This is a genomic window from Ilyobacter sp., from assembly GCF_041583315.1.
GTDB lineage: Bacteria > Fusobacteriota > Fusobacteriia > Fusobacteriales > Fusobacteriaceae > Ilyobacter.
This window is the reverse complement of record NZ_JBFHGC010000001.1, coordinates 1-24,598: the sequence shown is the minus strand read 5'-3', so window position 1 is coordinate 24,598 and position 24,598 is coordinate 1. Positions and strand designations below refer to the sequence as shown.

Here is a 24,598-nt window from a genome sequence, read left to right as displayed (position 1 = left end):
TGAAAATTCAAAGGCAGAAAAAAGATATCAGCCTAAATAAAATGCATGCGCATGGTTATTCTTTAATTTATTGTGCTAAAAATGTTTTGAATATTTCGGCCATTGATAAAATAAGCGTTAGGAATGACTGAGAGAAATCTTTAGAAAAAATCTATGTCTGAGCGAAGCGAGTTTCGATTTTTTCTTAGATTTCCGAAGGCATTTAGCTTATTTTTCACAGGCCTTGATTTTTGGTTACTTTTCATCAAGGAAAAGTAACAGATTTCGTATAAATTCAATAATTCATATAAATTTCTAGAAAAAAACACAATATCTAAAGGGGTTCTCTAATGACAAGACTTTTGATTTTTATAATCTTATCAATAAATATAATGGGTAAGTCTTTTGAAGGATACTGGCTCATCCCATCAGGCAAAACTATAATACTCATCACTCAGGAAAACAGAGAATTTTCAGGTCACGTGGTGTGGCTGAAGGACCCCCTATACCCAGCGGGAGACCCTATGGAAGGAAAAATTCAGATAGACAGAAAAAATCCTGATCCTCTCCTCAGAAATAGAGAAGTCATGGATTTAAAAGTAGTTGGTGACATGCACACCGATCCTGAAAACAGTAATGTTTTAAAAGGAGGATGGGTATATGACTCTTGGAATGGTAAAAAATACTACGGGAAGGCTGAATTATATGAAAAAAATCTCTTAAGATTAAGAGGTTCTCTTGATCCCTGGGGAATTCTCGGATATTCCCAAAAGTGTTCCCGTGTCACAGACCTTGAAAAATATAATCTTCCCAAATAAATTAAGAATTTAAAACAGCAATATAAATGAAAAGGATTCCCCAAGGGAACCCTTTTTCGTTACTATAATTTTTTTGTCAGAAGATCCGTTACCATCTGAGGATTTGCCTTACCCTTAGATGCTTTCATAACCTGACCTACAAGTCCCTTAAGAACTCTCGGCTTTCTGCCTTCATCGGCATTGTGGTAGTCTTCCACAAGTTTTGCATTGTTTGCAAGAACCTCATCTACCATAGTCTCAATGGCACCTTCGTCAGCTACCTGTGCCAGCCCCTCTGCTTTTACTATCTCTTCAGGAGCTCTGTTATCTGTGAGTTTTATTTCAAAAAGTTTCTTGGCTATTTTCCCCGAAATAGCTCCGTTACCTATGAGTTTTACTATTTCTCCCAGGTGCTCTGGAGAGATCTCAAACTCCTCTATAGACTTTTGGGTATCTTTTAGTACTCTCAGTACCTCTGTTATTATCCAGTTGGCTGTTGTCTTTGGATTCCCTGCGACCTTTGCAGCCGCTTCAAAATAATCCCCAAGTTCTATCTCGTCACAAAGTATTTTTGAATCATATTCAGAAAGACCATACTGACTTATAAATCTTTTCACCTTATCTATTTGGGATTCCGGCATCTCTCCTCTGATTTTCTCTACAAGTTCATCAGATATATAGAGTACCCCGAGATCAGGTTCCGGGAAGTACCTGTAGTCCATGGCTTCCTCTTTACTTCTCATAATTCTGGTTACCTGAGACTCATCATCCCAAAGCCTTGTTTCCTGATTGATTATTCCGCCATTTTCTATCTCTTCTATCTGTCGCCCTATCTCGTAATCTATGGCTCTTGCCACAGCCTTAAATGAGTTTAGATTTTTCACCTCTACTCTTGTACCGTATTTCTCCTGGCCTTTTGGTCTTACAGAGATATTTGCATCACATCTGAGAGATCCCAGTTCCATGGATACGTCACTTATCCCTGTATATTTTATGGCAGTTTTAAGGAGGTTCAGATACTCATAGGCCTCTTCCGAGCTTCTGATATCCGGGTCTGATATGATTTCGATCAGAGGTATAGAGGCTCTGTTATAGTTAATAAAAGATTCCTCTCCTGCATGGATTGATTTCCCTGTATCTTCTTCTATCTGTATCCTGGTGATACCCACTCTGCTTTCTTTTCCAGAATTAAGTTTTACATCTATATACCCTTCTTCTGCATAGGGTACATCAAACTGAGTTATCTGATATCCCTTTGTAAGGTCAGGATAAAAATAGTTTTTTCTGTCAAATCTGCTCTCATTATTTATTCTGCAGTTTAGTGCAAGTGCCGCCTTTACTCCGTACTCTGCAACTTTTCTGTTTAATTTTGGAAGTGCTCCCGGATGTCCAAGGCAGATCGGGCATGTATGAGTATTCGGTGCTGAGTTGTCATAGTCTGCACTACATCCACACCATACTTTAGTCCCTGTTTTCAACTGCAAGTGAACTTCCAGTCCAATTACCGATTCCCATTCTCTAGCCATGTATATTTAAACCTCCATTCCTCTTTTGTTATTATTCAAACTCCGGAAATTCCCATTCTCCTCTTGCTTTTTCAAAGGCATCAGCAGCTCTTAAGATATCTCCCTCACCAAATGGCTTTCCGACTATCTGTATCCCTACAGGAAGACCATTTACCACTTCTGCAGGTACTGATATTCCAGGAAGTCCAGCCATATTAAGCGGAATTGTAAATACATCTTCTAAGTACATCTCAAGTGGAGTCTTTTCATCATCTAGTCTAAATGCTGCACTTGGGGCAGTAGGAGTCAGTATGATATCCACATTTTCAAAGGCCCTGTCAAACTCTTCCTTCATAAGCCTTCTGACTTTTTGTGCTTTTTTGTAGTATGCATCATAAAAACCTGCACTCAGTACATAGGTTCCCATCATTATTCTTCTTTTTACTTCGTCTCCGAAACCTTCACTTCTTGATTTAAAATAGAGATCTTCCACACCCTTGTAATCTTCACTTCTGTGTCCGTATCTCACTCCGTCAAATCTGGCAAGGTTTGAACTTGCTTCTGCAGGAGCAATTATATAGTATGCTGAGACTCCGTATTTAGTGTGAGGAAGGGATATATCCACAATCTCAGCACCCATCTCTTTAAATTTCTCCATTGCATCTCTTACAGCTTTTTCAACTTCAGGTTTCATTCCCTCTACAAAATATTCCTTTGGAACTCCTATTTTCATTCCCTTTACATCTCCTGTAAGGAAAGTCGTATAATCAGGAACTTCCACATCTTGGACTGTAGAATCATAGTCATCTGATCCAGCAATTACATTCATGCATAGAGCAGCATCTTTTACAGTCTTGGTAAACGGCCCGATCTGATCCAGTGAAGATGCAAATGCCATAAGACCATATCTCGAAACTCTTCCATATGTAGGCTTTAGTCCCACTATCCCGCAGAATGATGCCGGTTGCCTGATACTCCCGCCGGTATCTGATCCGAGAGTTATTATAGCCTGCTGTGCAGCTACAGCACTTGCTGATCCTCCGCTGCTCCCTCCAGGAACTCTTTCCAGATCCCAAGGGTTTTTTGTCTTTTTATAGCATGAAGTTACCGTAGAAGAACCCATTGCAAACTGGTCCATATTTGTTTTTCCTATTATTATTGCATCTGATTCTTTTATCTTTTTTACTACTGTAGCATCATATACCCCTATATATCCCTCTAATATCTTCGAACAAGATGACGAAGGTTCATCATAAGACACCATGTTGTCCTTTAAAGCCACAGGTACCCCTGCAAGGGCTCCCAGTTTTTCTCCATTGGCTACTTTTTCATCTATTCTCCTGGCATCTTCCAGGGCGCCTTCTTTTCTCAAGGAAACAAAACTATCTATTTTACTTTCAGTTTTTTCTATCCTGTCAAAAATATCAGCGATCACATCTACCGCTTTTATCTCTCCCTTGGAGACTTTTTCTTTTATTTCAAAAGCAGTAAGCTTATAAAATCTATCCATAAGATATTTTTCCTCCTCTTTTGTTTACGGTTTATCTATTTTCAAAAAAAATCTGAAGAATATTTTTATGTAATAATCAATTTTTTAAATTTCTATTGAATAATTTTAAATTCTCAAAAGAACAAAAACATTATTCTCCCACAACTTTTGGTACTATTACAGTGCCGGATTCTGACTGAGGAGCATTTCTCAGAGCCTCTTCCACAGTAAAGGATTTTCTTACTTCATCCTCTCTGAGTTTCCCCACTCCTTCATTTATCTGAATCAGAGGTTCTACTCCCTCTGTATCCACTTCATCTAGAATATCTATGTATCCCAATATGTCATTTAATTGTATCTGAAATTTTTGTATCTCTTCATCTTTAAATTCAAGTCTGGCAAGTTTAGCCACTTTCAAAACTTCTTCTCTGGTTAAAGACATCTTTATCCTCCTATATATTATAAATTTTAATTATCTCTTCAAAACTTTCGTATGGAGTGTAGTCGATATTATTTTCAAGGCAGTATTCCTCAAGTCTAAGGCCTTTTTTAGCAAAGACCCTGTGTGCCCTTGAAGCTCCGTGATAGTCCGATGAACCATCCCCTATAAATACCACTTCTTCATACTCCCTCTTATACTTCTCTACCACTCTTCTTTTGCATATCCCCTCAAAAGAATCGGCATCTGGGAATTCTACGCTTATCTTCTTCCCGTGAAATTTCAAAATGTTTGAATAGATATGCTCCTCTGGAAATTCAATGCCAGCTTTTTTCAGGTTTGACATCACATTGTGATAAGTACCGGCACTTACAATTCTGATTTCATTTTCCATTTGAAAAAAATCCTTAAAAAAAGAATCTATCTCTATTCCCACAGAGATCTCCTCTTCAAACTCTTTTTCTGTTAAAGAAAGGGATTCTACAAGGATTTGAAGATACCTCTTTATATCCACTTCCCCCTTATGAAATCTCTTACGGGTATCTGCTAGTAGCTTAGGATTGTATCTCTCTAAAATGGTATCCGTCGTATCTCTGTCAGTTATTGTTCTGTCAAAATCCACTAGAAAAATTCTTTTTTTCATAATTTTTTACAGAGAGTACAGATACTCGACCTCTTTTTTTGACAACTCTCTGAATCCTCCTTTTTTCAAGTCTCCAAGGCTTAATTCGCCTATCTTCTCCCTTTTCAGGTGGGTCACAGGGTGTCCTACTGCCTTGCACATCCTTCTTATTTGACGATTTCTACCTTCTCTGATGGTTATTCTCAGTTTTGATGCTTCATGAGAAGAATCTAGCAGTTCTACTTTGGCAGGAAGAGTCATTCCGTCTTCTAACCTGACCCCTCTTTTTAGCTTGTCTATCTCCAGTTTATTTACTCTGCCCATAACATCTGCATGATACTCTTTGTATACCTCAGATTTAGGATGCATTATTTTGTTGAAGAAATCTCCGTCATTGGTCAAAAGAATCAGCCCTTCTGTATCAAAGTCAAGTCTTCCAACAGGATAGATTCTCTCTTTACAATTTATCAGATCCACCACGGTTTTTCTTCCCCTGTCATCTTTTGCTGCACTGATTACTCCTACAGGTTTATTGAGCATGAAATACAGTTTTTTTCCGGTTTTTTTCTGAATTTTCTTTCCGTTTATCTCTATTGTATCTGACTCAGACACCTGCATTCCTGGAGTTGCCATGGCACCATTTACTTTCACAGACCCATTTTCTACCAGTCTGTCTATCTCTCTTCTAGATGCTACTCCAATAGAAGCAAGATATTTATTTATCCTCATTTTCTCTTTCAATGTGCCTTTTCACCTCATCATAATTTGGGAGTTCCTCTATAGAGTTTATCTTCAGATAGCTAAAAAACCTATCGGTTACCTCATATAGATTTGGTCTCCCTACGCTATCTTTTTTTCCGCAAACTCTTATCAGTTTCTTGTCCTCTAGATTTTGGATGACACCTTCTGCAGATACACCCCTTATCCCCTCTATCTCACTCTTGGTAACAGGCTGCCTGTAAGCTATTATAGACAGTGTTTCCAGAGCTGCACCGGAAAGTTTCTTCGGTTTTGATTCCTGATTAAAAAATTTATGTACTATCTCTCCGCTGGCTGGATTAGTTATCAGATAGATATTTTCCCCTTCTATCTCCACATTTATTCCACTGTTTTTTCTCTCATCTTTTATCTCATTCAATATTTTAGTAATCTCTTGTTGATCTTTTCTAAAAAATTTACAGAGTTCTGAAATTTTAAGTTCGTCTCCAGACAAGAGCAGTATGGATTCTAAGTATAGTTTTAGATTCATTCTATCCCCCTGTAATAATTTGTCAGCAAATATAAGTATATCAGGTTTCCGTATATACCTGCCTCATTTTTTTCCCTTGTATACATCTCAGGTGCCAGGTAATTTTTATTTTTTACAACTACTTCTCTTATTCTTCTGTATAATCTCTCACCCTCAGTTTCAAAAGAGTTGTTGTAGAGAACCTGTGCAAAGTTAAGGTTGTACTCCAAATCCATAAAAGGCTCTCCTTCCAGGACAAGATAACCCAGCCTTTTATTATAATACTTTTCAAACTCCTCCTGGACAAAAATACTTTTGGAGCTTTCAGGGTAAATATCTATAAATTTTATATTTCTGGGATTTACCTCTGTAGATTTAGGGGTATCCTTTATACCGTCAGGAGTTATAAAATTTATGTCTACATAATTCTTTACTTTTCCCAGCTTCTCCAGTATCAGTTCTCTGGGAAGATTTTTTATATCCAGAGAGTTTTCCAGAAGCTCTTCCATGAGAGCTATAAGGTTGTAATAAAGTCCTATCTCTTCGCTTCCTCCGTCAAACTTACCATCAGAATCTATACCAGACAAAGTTCTCATTATTACAGGATACACTTTCATCAAAAATTTAGAGTTGTCAAATGGATCTGTTGAAAACTCCCAGCTTTTAAAGAGTGAGAGTAAAACAGCCACGTCCTCAGGACTGTTTTTCCTCTTAAATTTATAATCCTGAAGAACCTCTCTGCTCTCCTTTGATTTTCCGTATATAGAAAGTATTGTTGCCAGATTAAGATTTGTAGAGATACTTTCTGTACTTTTCCCATAATATACAAATGCCGGGATTTTTTCGACGTCTGTCAGCATTTTCAGATGAGAAAGCTGCACCTCTATATCCTTCGAATATCTTTTGAAATCCCAGTTCCACTCTCCCCACGACTGATACTCCTCTTTTAGGGATTCAGCACTGAAGACTACTTTATTAGGCCATTCATTCTTAGAAAAATCCAAGGCTACAATGTCATAACTTTTTTCCTTTTTATCCACAATTTTGGTAACAAAAAAAAGTTTGTCCTCCTGATACTTCACATCTTTGTCTTTCACCTGACGAAATTTAAAGACATCAAGATATTCATCATTTGATATATAGAGTCCTGAACCGTTGTTCAGTGATTTAAATCTCACTCCATCATAAGTGTAATAACTCTTATGGGGAAGATATCCAAGTATGCCGGTATCCCTGTATGGAATGAGCCTGTATAGTACCTGGATATCCTTTGTCTCCATTGGATTCAGAAACTCATTTATAATATATAACTTTTTTTTCTCGTCAGAAGAGGGAAATATATACGTATTTACATTCACTCCCTCTATTCTGCTTTTGATGGAAAGTATGCCGGTTCCTTCTATGAGTTCTACCCCGGAGACATGATCCTTCAAGAGATAAATATTTTTGCCAAACATAATCCCTATATCTATCTGGGATATAGCGGGAGAGTCAAAAACATTTCCCTTTATGCTATGGAGCCTCTGCATTTCAGTATCATAGAAAAAACTTACCTCTCCGTTTGTGCTTAAAAACTCCCCGTAGAGAAATACTGACATCAATATATAAAGTAATAATATTTTTTTCATAGGCTTCTCCTACATAAACTTAATAATCTGTTTCTGGAGAAATAATGACCTCTCTGTATTTTTCAAAATCCTTCAGCAATTCTTCTATTCCCATTACCACTGCATTTAATGGATTTTCAGTTATCTGTACATCGAGATGTAGGGCATCTGAAATTTTCTTATCTATTCCTCTTATGAGGGCTCCTCCTCCTACAAGGACTATCCCTTTTCTTTTTATATCAGACGAGAGCTCCGGAGGGGTTTTTTCCAATATAACTTTTACTTCCTCTATAATCTGATGAATCATTTCCTCTAAGGCTTCTCTTATTTCCGAAGAATTAACAGATATGTTTTTAGGCAGTCCGTTCAGGACATTTCTTCCGCTTACCTCTATTGTAAGTTCCTCTTCCAGATCTATTGCACTTCCTACATTTACCTTTATCTCTTCAGCAGTTTTCTCCCCTATAAGAAGGTTATGCTTTTGCCTCACATACTGCACTATTGCAGCATCAAATTTGTCCCCTGCCACTCTCAGGGATGATGTCTTGACAATTCCTCCCAGAGATATTACTGCTATTTCAGTGGTTCCCCCCCCTATATCTATAATAAGGTTACCCTCAGGCTCAAATATATTCAGTCCTGCACCTATTGCAGCTGCCATTGGCTCTTCTATAAGATAAGCTTCTCTGGCTCCTGCTTCTCTGGTCACATCAATAACCGCCCTTTTTTCTACCTGGGTTACCCCTGCAGGAACACAGATTACAACTCTTGGATTTGCAAGAAATTTTCTTTTGTGAACTTTTTTATAAAATTCACGGAGCATCTTTTCAGTTACTTCATAGTCTGCTATAACACCGTTTTTAAGAGGCCTTATTGCATCTATCACCGAAGGGGTACGCCCGATCATTCTCTTGGCTTTTTCCCCGACTTCATATATTTCTTTAGTCTTGTTATTTATCGCCACTACAGAGGGCTCATTAAGCACGACACCTTTATTTTTTACACAAACCAGAGTATTTGCAGTACCTAAATCTATTCCTAAATCTTCTGAAAACATTCCTAGTGCTTTGTTTATAAATTTTAACATTTTTCCACCTCTATAGTTTTATTTAATTCATCTATATCTAAATCCAGTTTTTTCAAATCGTCGTAAAATTTGCTAATCGGGAATCCCATCACATTGAAAAAGTCCCCTTCTATTTTTTTTACCAGTACTGCCCCCTTGCCCTGTATACCATAGGCTCCGGCTTTATCCATAGATTCGCCGGTAGAGATATACCACCTTATCTCATCTTCTGAAAGTTCTTTAAAATATACTTCAGTTGAATCATAACTTGTAAAGTCTATTCCTTTTTGAGAGTTTATCAGTGTATACGCCGTGAGAACTTTGTGCTGTCTACCTGAAAGAGAATTCAGCATATCAAAGGCCTCATCCTCATCCTTTGGCTTTCCAAGTATATTGCCGTCTAAGACAACTACGGTGTCTGCAGATAATACATAGCTCTCTTTTCTGTTTTCAGAAATTTCCAAAGATTTCTTTCTTGAAATATCCATTATCTGTTCCAAAAGCCCTTCCTTATCACTCACTTCCTCTATACTTGAAGTCAGAATTTCCAGTTTGAAACCGAAACCTTCCAATATCTCTTTTCTTCTCGGTGATTTAGATGCTAATATCATTTACTTCATCTTCCCCTTATCTATAATCGGTTTTATCTTTTTTACAAGATTATCCCTGTTTATCTGTCGTCCTCTGGCATAATATCCATTTAAATTAACAGGTGGACTATGCTTCTTTATCAGGTCTGTCTACCTCGTCTCCTGAGACTGACTCTACACTGGATGCGGTTGCCTGCACCTGAAGTTCTGTTGGATTTCCTTGTGATCCGTCTTCAAGCACCTCTTTCACCTTTTCTCTTATTTTACGCTCTTTTTCTTTTAAATATTTCTCTTTTTTTATGAGCATCTCTTTTTCGATGCTCTCCTTTATGTTGATCTTTTCTTCTAGCTCTCTTTCTCTTTTTATAAGCTCTTTTTTATCTCTATAAAAATTTTTTATATTTCCGATGCTCTTTATAAAGTTTTTCACCGAACTACCAAAAATAAAAAAGGAAGATATGAATATAAATAAACTGGAAAAAATATAAAGATGAAGTTTTTCAAAATTAAAATACAACAAATCTATGAGCATGGTGGCCAGTCCTCCTAGCTCATCTTCTGCCCAGGATATTTTTATAAGCTGCTTTTCCAGTCTGACTCCTTCAAAATTATATTCCCTCATCTGGAACATCACCACTATGAGGGTACAAAAGAAGAAAAATAGGACTGTGAATAAAAGACGCGTTTTCAGAACCATTTTACTTTTACTGTCCTCTAGTGAGAAAGAATAAGATATAAGAAGCGGATATACAATCAGAAAAAAATAGTACACTCCGAAAATTGTGTAAAGCATTTCAAAAATCTGACTTTCAAAAAAAAATTTACCTCTTATAAAATGATATAAAAAAAACAAAGATATAGAAAGAGTTATTAGTTTTTTCTCTTTATTATCCTTAGCTTTTTCCACACTTACCCCCTCAAAACTTTTACTCTAATCTTATCATATCCACCTTTACTTTTCAAGGTATATTCCTATGCTCCTTTTACAAAGAAGCACTCCTGTGATATAATTTATAGGTCAGTAACATCAAAGAATAACTATTAAATTTAAAGGTGGTATCTTATGATAAATAAAGGGATTATAGAGGAGATAAATAACGATCGTATAAAGGTTCATCTGTATAGAGACAGTGCATGTGCCCATTGCTCGGGATGTAGTTCTAGCAGCAAGATGGGGTCGACTTTTTCCTTTAAATATGACAGGCATTTAACTATAGGGGATATTGTTACCTTTGAGATAGAAGACTCATCTCTGCTGAATATTGCTGCATTGGTTTACCTTATGCCTATCATCTTTATGATGGCAGGATATTTTATAGGTCAAGAATTAGGCTTCAGTGAAGGGCAGGGAGTTCTTATGAGTTTTTTATTTTTAGCAATCTCCTTCGGTTTCATATACTTTTTTGATAAGAAACGTGGAGAAAAACTGATAGACCAGAAGATAAAAGTAATCAGTGTAGACAAGCCTGATATGGACAATGAGATTGACAGCTGTTCACTGGATAAATAAAAAAGAGCCTTAAGGCTCTTTTTTATTTATAGTTTTCTGGAAACATTATTTTTTCTACACCCTCTATGATAATATGAAGTATCATCATATGGATCTCCTGTATTCTGTCTGAAGTTTCTCCTGGAATTATAAACTCATAGTCACACATTCCCTTTAGCTTTCCTCCGTCTTTACCCAAAAGAAGGCATGTTTTTAACCCGAGTTTTTTAGCTGCTTCCACTGCTTTTATTACATTTTCAGAATTTCCGCTTGTTGATATTCCTATAAAAAAATCTCCCTCTTTCCCGTAGGCCTCTACACCTCTGGAAAAAATATAGTCAAATCCATAGTCATTCCCCACACAGGTTATGTGCGATGAATCTGAAAGGGATATGGCTGGAAGGGCTCTTCTGTCACCTCTGAATCTCCCTGTAAACTCCTCTGCAAAGTGTAAGGCATCACAGTTGCTTCCGCCGTTACCACATATAAGAGCCTTGTTCCCATTCTCAAAAGCTTCAGCGAGATCTCTGGCTACTTTTTCAGTTATATTAGATTTTTCCTCTTCCTTTATGAACCTCTCCAGAAGATTATAAGTTTTTATGTATGAATCAATAAGTTTCATAACTCCTCCTATATAATTTTAAAGTTTTGAGTAAAGTTTATAAATTTTATTATTTCAAGAAGCGTTCTCTTATCTTTAGTTATAACTATCTGATAAGCGTCTTCTACCTCTTCTATTTTTTCTATTATTTTAAACTCTCCAGATTCCACCTCTTTATAAACTGAATAATATGGAAGAATTACGTTTCCTACTCCCTCTCTCACCATTCCTTTTATTGTCTCTAGACTTCCCATAACTGAAATCTGATTATCAAAAGAGATTTTATATTTATTCTCAAGAGATGCTATAGCCTCGTTGTTGTTTGGAATAGTCTTCCTTGATATAAGAGGAGTATTGGTTACATCCTCTATATCTCTGTAATCATCCTTACTTACAAGTACATATGGAAATTTATCTACTTCTATTACCTCTAGATTGGGATCTGTTATGTGCTCTTCGTCGATTATTATGACATCAAGTTCTCCTTCTTTTAGGCTCTTAAGTAGTCTTTGTTTATCAGAAAAGAATATATCATATTCGATTTCTGAATGAACTTTGGAAAAACCTTTCATAAGCTTAGGAATAAGAGGTTCTCCAACTGTAGATGTTGCTCCTATGGATATCTTCGCCTTATCTAGCTCTATTATCCTGGTCATCTCTTTTTCGGCTCTCTTTACTTTTTGGAAGATCTCTTCAGCCATTTTATAAAGAACTTCTCCAGAATATGTCAGTTTTATTTTTTTAGAACTTCTGTCAAAGAGTTTTGTATTTAAAAGTTCCTCAAATTTCTTAACCTGAATAGAAACTGCAGATTGATTTATATACAATTTATTTGCTGCTTTAGTGAAACTTCTTTCCTTTGCAACCTCATGAAATATTCTTAGATAATGTAAATCCAATATACTCACTCCCTATCAAATTTAATCTTTATTATAATTCTATCATATATTTTAATAATTTTCACTATATATTTAATAAAATCTTACAAAGTTTTATCCCCTGATTCTGATAAAAAAACATGATTTAAAAGTCAATAAAAGAACTTACAAAAAATAATAATATATCCTGTTATAAAAATAATATTAATTATTTTATTTTTAAATAGTTCCTCATCTTTAAGCTCATTATACCAGCTTCTTTTGTAAGTTTTTTACAAGTTCTATAGAGGCAAACAAAGTATCCGGCATTTATACCGGATACTTTGTTTATCTAATTATAAAAAGTTTTTAAGATTTTCTTGAAGCTTATCTATCTTATCCTGATACTCTTTTTGAATTCTCTGCTCTCTCTCTATTATCTGTGCAGGAGCTTTAGATGTAAATTTTTCATTTGAAAGCTTCCCTGTCACTTTATCCAGATCTTTTTGGATTTTTTCTATCTGAGCATTTATTTTACTTATCTCTGTTTCAGCATCTAGGAGCCCTGCCAAAAGAATGTATAATTCAGAATTCTTAGCTACTCTGAATCCGGCCTGTTTAGGCTTTTCCAGATTTTCTCCTACCTCAAGGGTTTCGAGCTTAGCAAGATTTACCAGGAATCCTCTGTTGTCTTTGAGCGCCTTTAATTCAGCTGCGTCAGAAGTCCTTACTATCATGTTTACCGGCTTGGCTGGAGATATCCCTATTTCGGCTCTTATATTTCTTACAGAAGATATTACTGTCTGAATATATTCAAAATCTTTTTCAGATTCTTCATCTACAAGCTCATCCTGGCATATAGGAAAATTCTGAAGCATTATAGTTTCTCCTTCTGCTCCTAGCTTTTGCCAGATCTCCTCTGTTAGGAAAGGCATGAAAGGGTGAAGAAGTCTGAGAGACGATTCCAAAATTGTCCATAGCACATACTGGGCAGTTTTCTTTGAAACCTCATCCTCGGCATTATAAAGTCTCACCTTGGCCATCTCTACATACCAGTCACAAAAATCTCCTCTTAGGAATTCATATACAGACTTGGCAGCTTCATCAAGGTTATTTCTGTCTAATTTTACAGCTACATCTTTTGCTGTTCTGTTGAATTTTGAAAATATCCACTTGTCAACCAGTTCAAGTTTCAGTTGGTTTTTATCTACTGACTTTATATCAAAACCTTCAAGATTCATAAGTACGAATCTCGACACGTTCCACGTTTTGTTTGCGAAGTTTCTACCCATCTCTATCAGCTTTTCAGAAAAATGTACATCCTGACCCTGAGACGTGTTGTAAAGCATTGTAAATCTTATTGCATCTGCTCCGTATTCATCTATCAACTTCAACGGATCAGGTGAGTTACCAAGAGATTTAGACATTTTTTTACCAGTTTCATCTCTTACAATTCCATGAAGATATACAGTCTCAAAAGGTATCTCTTCCATTTCATAAAGGCCCATCATTATCATTCTGGCCACCCAGAAGAAAAGTATATCTGCTCCTGTTACAAGAGTGGCAGTAGGGTAGAACATCTCTAGTTCTTTGGTTTTATCAGGCCATCCGAGAGTAGAAAAAGGCCATAATGCAGACGAAAACCAAGTATCAAGTACATCTGTTTCCTGAGTCAATTCCACTTTTTTACCATAGTGTGCCTCTGCCTGTTGTGCTGCCTCTTCAGGATTTCTAGCTACAAACATATGATTATCCGGACCGTAATAAGCCGGAATTCTGTGTCCCCACCATATCTGCCTTGAGATGCACCAGTCTCTTATATTCTCAAGCCAGTTATAGTAAACTTTTTCCCATCTTTTAGGGACTATTTTCACCTGTCCGTTTCTTACTACTTCCAGTGCTTTTTCAGCAAGGGGTTTCATTTTTACAAACCACTGTTTAGATACTCTAGGTTCCACTACTGTATCACATCTGTAGCATCCTCCAACTTTATGTACGTGATCTTCTGTTTTTACAAGAATCCCTTCATTTTTAAGGTCTTCCACTATTACTTTTCTCGCTTCAAATCTGTCAAGCCCCTGGTATTTTCCTCCCAGCTCATTTATTTTTCCATCTTCTGTCATTATATTTATAATTGCAAGATTATGCTTTTTTCCGATCTCAAAGTCATTGGGGTCATGGGCAGGAGTCATTTTTACTACACCTGTTCCAAACTCCATGTCCACGTATTCATCGGCGAAAATAGGTATCTCTCTTCCTACCAGTGGAAGAATGACAGTTTTCCCTATTAAATGCTGATATCTTTTATCATTGGGATTTACAGCTACTCCTGTGTCTCCAAGCATTGTTTCAGGTCTTGTAGTGGCTATTACAAACTCTTCATCTGAATCTTTAATAGGATATTTTATATGCCATAGGCTTCCTTTTTTCTCTTCATGATCCACTTCATCATCGGCTATAGCCGTACCACATCTAGGACACCAGTTTACCATGTATTCACCCTGGTATATCAGACCGTCATTGTATAGTTTTACAAATATCTCTTTCACCGAATTGGAGAGTCCCTCGTCCATTGTAAATCTTTCTCTTTCCCAGTCAAGAGATGCCCCTAGTTTTCTAAGCTGATTGGTTATAAGTCCACCATGTTTCTCTTTCCATTCCCAGACCTCTTCCAGGAACTTTTCTCTTCCCAGGTCCTCTTTTTTGAGTCCCTGTTCAGCAAGTTTTCTTTCTACCTTATTCTGTGTTGCTATTCCTGCATGGTCTGTTCCAGGCTGCCAGAGAGTATTGTACCCGCTCATTCTTTTGAATCTGATAAGCGTATCTTGAATTGTATTATTCAGTACATGTCCCATGTGAAGTATCCCTGTTACATTCGGTGGTGGGATTACAATTGAATAATTTGGTTTCTCTTCATCTGTTGTTGCAGAAAAATATCCGTTCTTTTCCCAATTCTGATACCATTTATCCTCAATCTCCTTAGGAGAATAAACTTTATTTAGCTCTTCCATTACTGTCCCTCCTGAATTTTTTTATAATTTTAATTTTTAACTTTATCCTTTACAATAAAAAAGCAGCTATTATTAGTCCTTTAATCACTAAGATAGCTGCACAAATCTCTAATTATAAGCATTTTAGATATTTAACTATACCATTAAGTCATAGCTACCCCAGTTATATTAACTTGTTTGCGTTACTACGACTGTGACCGATATATTTTTAGGCATAATTAAGGTATCCTCTCCAAATAATTATTTAAATATAATTTTTTTTATTTTTAATTATATCAAATTTTTATCTATTTTCAAAGTCTTTTATATCCCGTTTTTCAAAACACTTTCTACATAATTTAATATTTCTTCTTTACCTGTGTGATTAAGAGATGAGTGAAAAAAAACATCTGAATTTTCAAAAACAAGTTTTTTCTTTATATTCTTCAAATTCTTAAATTTTTCATTATTAGAAAGTTTATCTACTTTTGTAAAAATAATTCTAAATGGAATCTCATAGTGATCAAGCCATTTCAGCATATTTATATCATCTTCACTAGGTATTCTTCTTATATCTAGCAGCACAAACACCAGTTTATGTCTTTCTGAAGCCAAATATGTTTCCATGGTTTTTCCCCATTCCTCTTTTACAGCTTTGGGAACTTTTGCAAAACCATACCCTGGTAAATCTACAAAAAAGAACTCTTTGTTTATAATAAAATAATTTATAAGTTGAGTCCTTCCAGGAGTTTTACTTGTCTTTGCCAATTTTCTTCTGCCTGTGATACTATTTATTAGTGAAGATTTCCCTACATTGGATCTTCCCACAAATGAAAACTCATAAGTTGCAATTTCCTCTGGATAATCTTTTTCAAATACCGCTGATTTTACATAATCCGCTTGTTTAATGTTCATTTTATCCCCTATACCTCCTTTTCCAGTACCTCTACAATTTCACCTATATACATGTAGTGGTAATCGTTCTTATAAAAGTTCTCTAGGGAAGGATCTAAAAAACACTCCTTATCCAGTCTCTGCTTGTATAGCTTTCTGCACTTGACAACTGTTTTTCCCTCTTGAAAATAAGGAAAATTCCCCTCTGAAACTACAGAGAGTCCTGTTCTTTTGATCTTGTCCTCATCCCGTCCAGATACTTTCCCCAGATATGTAAGCTGTTCTCTATATTTGTCCTGAAAAAATGTAAGAGTAAACTCCTCTGTCTTTTCAATAAACTCATAAGTATATCTTCCAGGCCTGACGAATATATATACCACATTTTTATTCCAAAGATGTCCCATTCCACCCCAAGAAGCCGTCATTGTATTCACTGCGCTTCCGTTTTTCGCTGTTATGAGCATCCAGTCTTTTCCTACCATATCAAAGACATTTCCCAGTTCTTTCGCTTCTATCTTTTTAAACACAAAACACGCCTCCCAAATGTAAAAAGGGGAATTCTCCCCTTTTTACTATTGCTTAAAAACTAACTTTTCTACTTCTTCATAGTTTTTAACAAAATTAAATTTCATATCTTTTGAAACTTCTGAAGGTATTTCAGAAATATCAGACTCGTTTTCTGCAGGTAGTATCACTTCTCTGATACCTACCCTGTGAGCCCCTATAACTTTTTCTTTTACTCCTCCTACAGCCAATACCTCACCTGTTATAGTGATCTCACCTGTCATTGCCAGGTCCTGTCTCACTCCTCTTCCAGACAGGATCGATATGATCGCAGTAGTTATTGTGATACCAGCAGAAGGTCCGTCTTTTGGTGTGGCTCCTTCTGGGAAGTGAAGATGAATATCTTTCTTTTCGTTAAAGTCAGACTCTGCAATTCCGAATTCGTTACCCTTAGATCTTACAAAAGTATAGGCTACATGAGCTGATTCTTTCATTACATTTCCCAGAGTTCCTGTTAGGGAAAGCTTACCTTTTCCGGGCATGGATACCCCCTGAACTTCAAGAGTAGTACCTCCTACTGCAGTCCATGCCAAGCCGTTTACGACTCCTACCTTATACTCTTTTTCTCTCATTTTTCCAGGTCTGAACTTTACTTTACCCATATATCTTTCCAGATTTTTTACATTTATAACTACTTTTTTCTTATCTGTATCCACTATCTCTTTTGCAATTCTTCTAAAGAGTCTTGATATCTCTCTCTTCAGAGTTCTTACTCCGGCTTCTCTCGTATACTCATCTATTATTCTCATGAGAGCTCTGTCAGATAGCTCCAGTGTTATGTTATTGAGGCCGTTTTCATTTTTAGCCTGTTCTATAAGGTATCTTTTAGCTATATGAAGTTTTTCATATTCAGTATATGATGAAAGACTTATTATATCCATCCTGTCCCTAAGGGGTGCCGGTATAGTTCTCAAATCATTTGCTGTAGCAATGAAGAATACCTCTGAAAGATCAAAAGGCATATCTACATAATGGTCTTCAAAATGCTTGTTTTGCTCAGGATCTAGGACTTCAAGCATTGCTGAAGCCGGGTCTCCCTTAAAATCATTAGACATTTTATCTATCTCATCCAAAAGAACAAGAGGATTTTTAGACTGTGCATCTTTCAGAGTTCTTATTATCCTACCAGGCATAGAACCTATGTAAGTTCTTCTGTGTCCTCTTATGTCCGCTTCGTCTCTTACTCCTCCCAGGGAAACTCTTGCAAATTTTCTCCCCATAGCTGATGCTATTGACTTTGCAAGGGATGTTTTTCCCACACCAGGTGGTCCTACCAGGCAAAGGATGCTTCCCTTCATTTCAGGATTGAGTTTCTTTACAGAAAGATATTCCAGGATTCTTTCCTTTACTTCCTTTAGACCATAATGATCAGCTTCTAATATTTCATGAGCTTTTTTTACGTCTAAGATATCTTTTGTTTTCTTGTTCCAAGGAAGTTCAGCTATAGTCTCTATATAAGTCCTAGAGACAGTTGATTCCGCAGAAAAAGCAGGCATTTTGGTAAGCCTTGAAAGTTCTTTTTCCACTTTCTTTTTAGGCTCCTGAGGAAGCTTAGCTTTTTTTATTTTTTCCTTTAGCTCAGCTATATCATCATCTTCAAAGTTCTCCCCAAGTTCATCTTTCATAGCATTTATCTTTTCCTTAAGATAATATGATTTCTGAGCCTGGTTCATTTTCTCTTTGACTTTGCTGTCTATTTTTTTCTCTATCCCGGCTATTTCGATCTCTTTTGATATGATGTCTATGAGGAGGTACCCTCTCTCTTCTGTATCAAAAGTTTCAAGCAGCCTCTGCTTTTCCTCACTTGTTGCCTGAAGGTTTGAAGATATAAGGTCAAAAGCCTTTTCAATATCAGTAAGACCTCTTAGGTTTGCAATAAGGTCAGGAAGAATTCTGCTATTCATTTTTGCATACTTTTCAAAAATATCAATTACTTTTCTGTAAAGGGCCTTCCCCACTACAGGGTCTAACTCCTTAGCTGTCACTACTTTATATGTAGCAAAATAAGAGTCATCTTCTTCCACTACATTTTTCAAAGTGATTCTCTTTTGTGCCTCTACAAGTACCTTGATTGTGTTATTTGGCATTTTTACTGTTTGAAGAACATTTGCCAAAACTCCCACACTGTGAACGTCTTCTGGAAGTTCAGGTTCCTCTTTAAGAAAGTCCTTCTGCATACAAAGAACTATTTTATTTTCATTTAACATTGCTTTTTCAAGACTATTTATACTTATTTCTCTTCCCACAAAAAGTGGAGTTATTATTCCCGGGAAGATAACTAAGTCTCTCGTGGGTATAAACGGTGTCCTAATCATTGAGTTACCCCTCCTTTTTTACAATAACAGCTTCTTTGCTGTTGCTGACAGCTCCTTCTGTTATGATTATTTTTTCTATGTCGTCACTTGACGGCACTTCATACATAAGTGCGAGCATGGTGCTTTCTAGTATAGATCTCAGTCCCCTTGCACCTATTTTTCTCTCCATAGCCATATGAGCTATTTTTTTCAATGCTTCCTCTTCAAATTCCAGTTCTACTTCCTCAAATTCAAAGAACTTTTTATATTGTTTTATGATGGCATTTTTAGGTTCTACAAGAATGCTTATAAGGGCATCCTCATTTAGGTTTTCAAGAGTAGTCAAAACAGGAAGTCTTCCTATTAGCTCTGGTATAAGACCATGCTTCACAAGATCTTCCGGCAGAACTTTTGCCAGTGTTTCATCTTCAGATTCTTTAGAATCTGATTTCATGTCTGCACCAAATCCTATTACTTTTTTCTTAGTTCTTGATTTTATGACCTTATCTAATCCATCAAAGGCCCCCCCCACTATGAACAGTATGTTAGAGGTGTCTATTTCAATCAACTCCTGGTGAGGATGCTTTCTGCCTCCCTGAGGCGGAACCTGTGCTTTTGTACCCTCTATAATTTTCAGAAGTGCCTGCTGCACTCCCTCTCCTGATACATCTCTTGTTATAGATGTATTCTCGGACTTTCTGGCTATTTTATCTATTTCATCTATATAGATTATTCCTCTTTCTGCTGCATCTACATCATAGTCTGCAGCCTGGAGAAGTCTCACAAGCACATTTTCTACGTCATCTCCTACGTAACCTGCCTCTGTAAGAGTAGTCGCATCTGCAATGGCAAAAGGTACATGAAGAGTTCTTGCCAGAGTCTGAGCAAGTAGTGTCTTTCCTGAACCAGTAGGCCCTATGAGTAGTATATTTGACTTTTGAAGTTCCACTTCCGACTCATCTCTTTTGTCTTTGTGAAGTATCCTTTTATAGTGATTATACACAGAGACAGCCAGTACTTTCTTTGCATGTTCCTGTCCTATTACATATTCATCAAGACTTGTCTTTATCTCCTTTGGCTTAAGAAGGTTTATTTCAGAAAAATCTTCTTTGTCGTAAGGAAGGGCATCTATTGAAAAATCAAGCATTTCCACACAAGCTTCCACACACTCGTTGCAGATAAAAGCTCCCCCTACACCTGCTATAAGTTTCGCCACTTCTCCCTCTTTTTTACCGCAAAAGGAGCATCTAGTTTCCTTATCCATTTTTCTCCTCACCTCTTGTCCCTTTAAATACATGATCGATTAATCCGTACTCTTTTGCTTCGTAAGGATTCATGTACTTATCTCTTTCAGTATCTTCCATTACCTTTTCAAGAGGTTGTCCTGTGGTTTTGGAAATTATCTGAGATGTCAGTTCTTTCATCTTCAGTATCTCTTTTGCCTGTATGGCTATATCTGTTGCCTGTCCTCTGGCTCCGCCTAAAGGCTGGTGTATCATTACCCTGGAGTTTTCAAGGGAATACCTCTTCCCGGGAGCTCCTGCAGTCAGAAGAAGGGCACCCATACTTGCTGCCTGTCCTATGCACACTGTCTGTACATCAGGTTTGATATAATTCATTGTGTCATAAATTGCCATCCCGCCTGTGATTACTCCTCCAGGACTGTTAATATACATTATAATATCCTTTTCAGCATCTTCGGCTTCTAGAAACAAAAGCTGTGCCACTATGGAGTTAGCTACACGGTCATCTATTTCAGTTCCCAAGAATATGATTCTATCTCTTAAAAGTCTGGAGTAGATGTCATAAGCACGTTCTCCTCTACCTGTGTTTTCTATTACTGTTGGATTATACATTATTATCCCTCCTTAATCAGTAGCTAAAGCCACAAGTGACCCTCTTGTCCCTTAAGCTGCTCATTATATAATAAGCTAGGTATGAGTTTATAGGGCAGAATAATCTGCCCTATAAACTTGTTTAAAAACTATTTTGCATTATTTACTATGAAATCCATTGTCTTTTGGATTCTAGTATCTATTTTTACATTTTCTTTAAATGTGTTTAAGTTTCCTGCTTTTGTAAGCTCTTCTGTAAGTTTTTCAGTATCCATTCCGTACATTTTAGCTACTTCTTCCATCTTTTCAGCAAGCTCTTCATCTGAAACTGTGATATTTTCAGCAGTTGCTATTGCATCTAAGATTACATCTAATTTAACTTTTTGAGCTGCCATTGGTCTAAGCTGCTCGTTCATTTTTTCCATAGTAACTCCTGACATTTTAAGGTACATGTCAAGTCCGATACCTTGCATAGAAAGCTGCTGCTCCATCTCAGTAATTCTTCCTTTGATCTCTCTTTCGATCATTGAATTAGGAAGAGCGATATCTGTATTGTCAACTACTTGCTGAAGAAGTTTACCTCTATACTCGTTTACAGTTCTAGCTTCTTCTCTCTCTTTGATCTCTATAGTTTTCTTAGCTTTAAGATCCTCTAGAGATTCAAATCCTTGAGCTTTTGCAAATTCATCGTTAAGCTCTGGCTTGTCCATTACTTTAACAGCGTTTACTTTTACTTTAAATAAAGCTGGTTTACCTGCAAGGTTTGGTGCATGGTAAGTTTCAGGGAAAGATACGTTTACTTCTCCCTCTTGTCCTGCTTCATATCCTACTAATTGCTCTTCAAAGTTACCTATGAACATTTTAGAACCTAATTTTAGCATATGAGAATCAGCTTTTCCACCTTCAAATGCTTCTCCGTCTATAAACCCTTCAAATGCAAGGTCTAAAGTATCGTCCATCTGAGCTTTGTACCCTTCAGGAGCATCTGCAAGTTTAGATTCCTTTTCCATCATAAGTTCTATTTCGCTGTTTAAAACTTCGTCGTTCATTTCGAAAGTTTCTTTTTCAGCTTCTAATCCTTTGTAGTTTGCAACTTCAAATTCAGGATAAACATCCACTAGGAATTTCCCTACATATTTTTCATCTTCTAAAGTCACATCAGCTGAGTTTACAAAGTTTACAGGTTTGATTCCTGTTTCTTTTAATATAGTCTCATAATGTGCCTGAAGTACTTTTTCAGTTATTTCTTCTTGGATAACCTCTTTAAATTTAGATTCGATTGCTGAAGCAGGTGCTTTACCTTTTCTGAATCCTGGAACATCAGCCTTTCCAGCAAGATTTTTTATAACTTCCGCTTTGTACCCCTTAACTTCTGCACCTTCTAGTACTAAAGAGATCTCAACAGTAGAGTTTTCAAGTTTCTTAATTTCGTAATTCATCAATTTCCTCCTTATTTATTGTGTAAAAATATTATAAAAATCGTCTTTTACCTTGAAATCTTTGATTCTGATCTGCAGTGATTCATCACCTTTATAATATACTTTTTCAGGATAATAAGCTACATCAAATCTCTGAAGCTTGTATCCCTCTTCGTCTATTTTTGATCCTAGATCAAAGGCTACGGCAGAATATCTCTTGCCGTCTTTTTTTATGAAAGCTTTAAAGTGCCTGTTTTCTACACCAAATTTTTTAAGGTTTTCAAATTCAAGCCCTTCATCAAGAAAAATAGGATGCTCATTTTCCAATCCGTAAGGTGAAACTCTTTCTAAATCTTTTAACATATTTTCATCTATATTTTCAATAGAAAATGTGCCGTCTATCCTTAGAGTCTTCATTTCCTTTTTCTTGCCTGATATTTCCATACACCCTTTGAGCCTCTCTTCTATTTCATCTAGGTTAGAGGTCCGAGCGATAAATCCAGATGCCAGGTCATGGCCTCCGAATCTCAAAAGCTTGTCTGCCATTTCTCTGAGTATATTAAAAATATTGATTCCTTCTATACTTCGGCAGGAAGCTTTCCCCACTCCGTCCTTTATTGCCACAAGGACCACAGGGACATGATATTTTATGGAAAGTCTAGATGACACTACCCCTATTACCCCAGGATGCCACTTAGAAGATTTCAGAAAAAGATACTTAAAGTTCTTTTCCTCCATATTCTGTATCTCATCATCTATTTCATTAAAGATGCTTCTTTCCAGCTCTCTTCTCTTCTTGTTGGATTTCTTCATCTCTTCAATGATATTATATATTTCAAAGTCGTCTTCATTTATAAAAAAGTCGGCTCCGACTTTTGACGTGCCTATTCTCCCGAGAGAGTTCAAAAGAGGGGAGATAAAAAAGCTCACGTCTGTTGTAGTTATATCTTTATTCTGAAGCCTCAGATATTTCATGAGGTAGATCAGACCTTTTACCTTTGTTTTCTTTATTACTTCAAGACCTTTACGTATAATAATCCTGTTTTCATCTATCATAGGCACCACATCTGCCACAGTCCCTATCATGACTATATCAATATACTGATACAGTTTATCAAGGTCTTCACCTAAAGTCATATATACAGCCTGAGCTACTTTAAGGGCTACTCCTGCACCGGCTAAAAACTTAAACTGATATCCCTCACTGAATTTCGGGTTTATTATCAGCAGCTGTTCATCGCCTTTTTCCTTGATTATCTTGTGGTGGTCAGTTATTATCACATCTATACCCAGTCTATTGGCATATTCCACATCCTCTATGGAATTTACACCTGTGTCTACAGTTATGACAAGTCTGCCTTTTTTGTTATTTATATAATTGATAGCTTTTCTGTCTAGACCGTACCCTTCTTCCATTCGGTTGGGGATATAGTAGTCCACGTCTATTCCTATCTGTCTAAAAACCAACACCAGAAAAGTGGCAGCAGTTATTCCATCTACATCATAGTCCCCGTAGACAAAAATCTTTTCGCCTTTTTCTTTGGCATCGACTATTTTTTTGACAACTTCATTCATCCTCTCAAAGTCAAAAGGATCTCTAAATTTATCAATGTGGGGATTGAGGAAATCCTTTAATCTGTCATCGGTGTTTATTCCTCTGTTGAGGAGAAGCCTGGAAAGGCATTTTGAAACATGCCATTCCCGAGACTTGGAGTCCACAAGGGACTCCGCCACATCACTATATTCCCACAACATACAACCACTATTCCTTTACTTCATTAAGTAGCTTAGAAATCTTGACTGCGTGTTCTATACTATCATCTAAATGAACTCTTACTTCAGGTATAAATCTGATCTTTATCTCTTCCCCGATTCTTTTTCTGAAGTATCCTCTTGTTTCATTAAGGCCTTTTAACACAGCTTCTCTATTTACTGTCTGCCCTGCCATAGGAAGAATACTAAAGCTGACATCCACGAATTTAAGGTCCTGGGTTACTCTCACATGGGTGACAGAAACTATTCCTTTTATTCTTGGATTTTTTAGTTCTCCAAACAAGACATTGGAAATTACTTTTGTCATTTCTTTTTCAATTGCAGCAACTCTTTGTTTTTTCATGGTAACACCCTCTTTCTCTAAATAACCATAGAAAGCTTCAGAAGATGCATTCTCCTGCTGCTATGTTTATTTTAAAGTTCTTTTTATTTCAATGATATCAAAAGCTTCGACGATATCTCCCTCTTTGATGTCGTTGAAGTTTTGGATGTTCAGTCCACATTCCTGACCTGCAACAACCTCTTTGGCATCATCTTTGAATCTTTTCAGTGAATCAAGCT

General features: G+C 36.6%; 23 protein-coding genes. 2 read left to right on the top strand and 21 right to left on the bottom strand.

Annotated elements, in window-relative coordinates:
• Positions 1 to 329: 329 nt before the first annotated feature.
• Complete coding sequence (locus ABZA26_RS00115) at positions 330 to 797, top strand: DUF2147 domain-containing protein (protein WP_372712482.1); 468 nt, start codon at positions 330 to 332, stop codon at positions 795 to 797.
• Between the two features lie 62 nt (positions 798 to 859).
• On the opposite strand, the gene gatB is transcribed toward ABZA26_RS00115, so the two are convergent.
• From gatB to ABZA26_RS00065, 10 genes are all read right to left on the bottom strand, one after another.
• Complete coding sequence (gene gatB, locus ABZA26_RS00110; RefSeq protein WP_372712481.1) at positions 860 to 2,302, bottom strand: Asp-tRNA(Asn)/Glu-tRNA(Gln) amidotransferase subunit GatB; 1,443 nt, start codon at positions 2,300 to 2,302, stop codon at positions 860 to 862.
• Positions 2,303 to 2,333: 31 nt separating this feature from the next.
• A complete protein-coding gene (gene gatA / locus ABZA26_RS00105; protein ID WP_372712480.1) occupies positions 2,334 to 3,791 on the bottom strand; it encodes an Asp-tRNA(Asn)/Glu-tRNA(Gln) amidotransferase subunit GatA in 1,458 nt (485 codons plus the stop codon).
• Positions 3,792 to 3,921: 130 nt separating this feature from the next.
• The gene (gatC, locus tag ABZA26_RS00100; protein WP_372712479.1) at positions 3,922 to 4,212 is read right to left on the bottom strand and encodes an Asp-tRNA(Asn)/Glu-tRNA(Gln) amidotransferase subunit GatC; all 291 of its coding nucleotides are present in this window, start codon (positions 4,210 to 4,212) and stop codon (positions 3,922 to 3,924) included.
• 10 nt (positions 4,213 to 4,222) lie between these two features.
• Complete coding sequence (locus ABZA26_RS00095; RefSeq protein ID WP_372712478.1) at positions 4,223 to 4,852, bottom strand: haloacid dehalogenase; 630 nt, start codon at positions 4,850 to 4,852, stop codon at positions 4,223 to 4,225.
• 6 nt (positions 4,853 to 4,858) lie between these two features.
• A complete protein-coding gene (locus ABZA26_RS00090) occupies positions 4,859 to 5,560 on the bottom strand; it encodes a pseudouridine synthase (protein WP_372712483.1) in 702 nt (233 codons plus the stop codon).
• Entirely contained in the window at positions 5,547 to 6,080 is a 534-nt protein-coding gene (gene scpB / locus ABZA26_RS00085; RefSeq protein WP_372712477.1) for an SMC-Scp complex subunit ScpB, read from the bottom strand. Before scpB ends, ABZA26_RS00090 begins: the two co-directional genes overlap by 14 nt.
• The gene (locus ABZA26_RS00080) at positions 6,077 to 7,687 is read right to left on the bottom strand and encodes a hypothetical protein (protein ID WP_372712476.1); all 1,611 of its coding nucleotides are present in this window, start codon (positions 7,685 to 7,687) and stop codon (positions 6,077 to 6,079) included. The genes scpB and ABZA26_RS00080 overlap by 4 nt, the downstream gene beginning before the upstream one ends.
• Before the next feature lie 19 nt (positions 7,688 to 7,706).
• Positions 7,707 to 8,753 carry a rod shape-determining protein gene (locus ABZA26_RS00075; protein ID WP_372712475.1) on the bottom strand — a complete coding sequence of 349 codons (1,047 nt, stop codon included), beginning with the start codon at positions 8,751 to 8,753 and terminating at the stop codon, positions 7,707 to 7,709.
• Positions 8,747 to 9,343: a nucleoside triphosphate pyrophosphatase gene (locus ABZA26_RS00070; protein WP_372712474.1), complete on the bottom strand. Its 597-nt coding sequence runs from the start codon at positions 9,341 to 9,343 to the stop codon at positions 8,747 to 8,749. Before ABZA26_RS00070 ends, ABZA26_RS00075 begins: the two co-directional genes overlap by 7 nt.
• A gap of 106 nt (positions 9,344 to 9,449) precedes the next feature.
• Entirely contained in the window at positions 9,450 to 10,229 is a 780-nt protein-coding gene (locus tag ABZA26_RS00065; RefSeq protein ID WP_372712473.1) for a hypothetical protein, read from the bottom strand.
• A 156-nt stretch (positions 10,230 to 10,385) separates the two neighbouring features.
• Between ABZA26_RS00065 and ABZA26_RS00060 the strand changes: the two genes are divergently transcribed.
• Positions 10,386 to 10,832, top strand: a complete 447-nt coding sequence (locus tag ABZA26_RS00060; RefSeq protein ID WP_372712472.1) for a SoxR reducing system RseC family protein — start codon at positions 10,386 to 10,388, stop codon at positions 10,830 to 10,832.
• Positions 10,833 to 10,854: 22 nt separating this feature from the next.
• Here the strand turns inward: ABZA26_RS00060 and gmhA are convergent, their stop codons facing one another.
• The 11 genes from gmhA to rbfA all read right to left on the bottom strand — a co-directional run bounded on the left by gmhA (position 10,855) and on the right by rbfA (position 24,380).
• Positions 10,855 to 11,433 (bottom strand): D-sedoheptulose 7-phosphate isomerase, encoded by a 579-nt coding sequence (gene gmhA, locus ABZA26_RS00055; protein WP_372712471.1) that lies wholly within the window; start codon positions 11,431 to 11,433, stop codon positions 10,855 to 10,857.
• Between the two features lie 8 nt (positions 11,434 to 11,441).
• Entirely contained in the window at positions 11,442 to 12,311 is an 870-nt protein-coding gene (locus ABZA26_RS00050) for a LysR family transcriptional regulator (RefSeq protein WP_372712470.1), read from the bottom strand.
• Positions 12,312 to 12,625: 314 nt separating this feature from the next.
• Complete coding sequence (locus tag ABZA26_RS00045) at positions 12,626 to 15,280, bottom strand: valine--tRNA ligase (RefSeq protein WP_372712469.1); 2,655 nt, start codon at positions 15,278 to 15,280, stop codon at positions 12,626 to 12,628.
• A gap of 303 nt (positions 15,281 to 15,583) precedes the next feature.
• Positions 15,584 to 16,174, bottom strand: a complete 591-nt coding sequence (yihA, locus tag ABZA26_RS00040) for a ribosome biogenesis GTP-binding protein YihA/YsxC (protein WP_372712468.1) — start codon at positions 16,172 to 16,174, stop codon at positions 15,584 to 15,586.
• A gap of 8 nt (positions 16,175 to 16,182) precedes the next feature.
• A complete protein-coding gene (locus ABZA26_RS00035) occupies positions 16,183 to 16,680 on the bottom strand; it encodes a flavin reductase (RefSeq protein WP_372712467.1) in 498 nt (165 codons plus the stop codon).
• Between the two features lie 45 nt (positions 16,681 to 16,725).
• Positions 16,726 to 19,032, bottom strand: a complete 2,307-nt coding sequence (gene lon, locus ABZA26_RS00030; RefSeq protein ID WP_372712465.1) for an endopeptidase La — start codon at positions 19,030 to 19,032, stop codon at positions 16,726 to 16,728.
• Between the two features lie 4 nt (positions 19,033 to 19,036).
• On the bottom strand, positions 19,037 to 20,275 hold the full coding sequence (gene clpX / locus ABZA26_RS00025; protein ID WP_372712464.1) for an ATP-dependent Clp protease ATP-binding subunit ClpX: 1,239 nt from the start codon (positions 20,273 to 20,275) through the stop codon (positions 19,037 to 19,039).
• Positions 20,268 to 20,867, bottom strand: coding sequence for an ATP-dependent Clp endopeptidase proteolytic subunit ClpP (clpP, locus tag ABZA26_RS00020; RefSeq protein ID WP_372712463.1), 600 nt, complete (start codon positions 20,865 to 20,867; stop codon positions 20,268 to 20,270). The genes clpX and clpP overlap by 8 nt, the downstream gene beginning before the upstream one ends.
• A 128-nt stretch (positions 20,868 to 20,995) precedes the next feature.
• Positions 20,996 to 22,285: a trigger factor gene (gene tig / locus ABZA26_RS00015; RefSeq protein ID WP_372712462.1), complete on the bottom strand. Its 1,290-nt coding sequence runs from the start codon at positions 22,283 to 22,285 to the stop codon at positions 20,996 to 20,998.
• Between the two features lie 15 nt (positions 22,286 to 22,300).
• Positions 22,301 to 24,019, bottom strand: coding sequence for a single-stranded-DNA-specific exonuclease RecJ (gene recJ, locus ABZA26_RS00010; RefSeq protein WP_372712461.1), 1,719 nt, complete (start codon positions 24,017 to 24,019; stop codon positions 22,301 to 22,303).
• 7 nt (positions 24,020 to 24,026) lie between these two features.
• Positions 24,027 to 24,380: a 30S ribosome-binding factor RbfA gene (gene rbfA, locus ABZA26_RS00005; RefSeq protein WP_372712460.1), complete on the bottom strand. Its 354-nt coding sequence runs from the start codon at positions 24,378 to 24,380 to the stop codon at positions 24,027 to 24,029.
• Positions 24,381 to 24,598 lie beyond the last annotated feature (218 nt).